Source organism: Streptosporangium sp. NPDC049644, from assembly GCF_040675205.1.
Classification (GTDB): domain Bacteria; phylum Actinomycetota; class Actinomycetes; order Streptosporangiales; family Streptosporangiaceae; genus Streptosporangium; species Streptosporangium fukuiense.
Genome location: NZ_JBFAOJ010000278.1, coordinates 1 through 1,123 on the forward strand (window position 1 = coordinate 1; position 1,123 = coordinate 1,123).

Genomic DNA, 1,123 nt, shown 5'->3' on the forward strand with positions numbered 1-1,123 from the left:
CCGTATCATCTCGGCACCGACAGGTGACCGTACGCCGCCGTGGAGACGCTTCCGTCTCCACGGCGGCTTCCGTTCGCCCCCCCAACGACGTGTAAAAGGGAACGCAGATGAGTTTTCGCGAAGCCGTGAACCACTACAGCGGCCTCATTCAGCCGACCTCCCTGATCTGGGAGGGGCTGAGCTGGACCGTCGTCCGGCCGCTCGGAGAGTCCCTGTCTCTTTCATCCGTGGCCTCACGGCTGATCGGCGGCGGGCGCCCCACCCTGGTGGAGTCCGACGAGGAATTCGACGAGGAGGCCGAAGCCGTTGAAGGCGCGGCCGTCTACCTGGACGAATTCGGCGACTCGATCGGGCTGTACGAACCCGGCGGTTTCAGCTACGCCGCGCAGGTGCCCGTCTTGGAATGGCTCAGCGAGGACGCGCAGGTGTGGCACGTCTCGTGGAACCTCACGGGTGGGAGATTCCTGGAGTACGCGGCCAACGGCCGACGGCTCGCCGTGATCCCCGGATTCGATCCGCGTGCGCTGCACGGCGAGGCCCCCGAGACGCTGCGGGATGCGGCGGCGGCGCTGGAAAGCGTGGCCGGCGAGAGCCGGCCTGCCCAAGCGGCGGCCGTCTTGGCGGTCATCGAGGCGAGCACGGGAGCACGTCTGTCACACGGCTGGTTCGACGAGCCCCGTCAGGTGGCCCTGGTCGATCTGCCGTTCAGCAAGGAGATCACCCCTGTCGGCCTCTGGCACCACGAACCGGAACTCGACGCTCGGCTCCGTCTGATGCCGGAGGAGGACCGCCGGGCGGTCCTCCTCCGGCTGATCGACCTCCTGATCGAACGTTTCGACCTTGACCTGGCCTTCATCGCCCCCGCCGTACGAGCGGCGCACAAGGGTCTGCCCATCGACGCCGGCCTGCTGGAGGAGGTGAAGGCGGAATGGGAGAACCTCGGCCGGCGGTGGACCGGGGCGTCCTGTGCCGTCCGGGAGGACGATGAGCCCGGCTGGCGGCGCTGGGTCGCGGCGAACGCGATCCGCCACGGTCTGCGGTCACTCAACGAGGGCGCGTCCTTCTTCGACGGGCTCACCTATGCCAGATTCGCCTTGTCGGAGGAGTGGCCTGCCACCACAGA

1 protein-coding gene is annotated in these 1,123 nt (G+C 68.1%); it reads left to right on the top strand.

Annotated features, from left to right (window positions below):
• Positions 1-107: 107 nt before the first annotated feature.
• On the top strand, positions 108-1,123 hold a 1,016-nt coding region (locus AB0J58_RS45110), incomplete at its 3' end, for a hypothetical protein (RefSeq protein ID WP_364228030.1).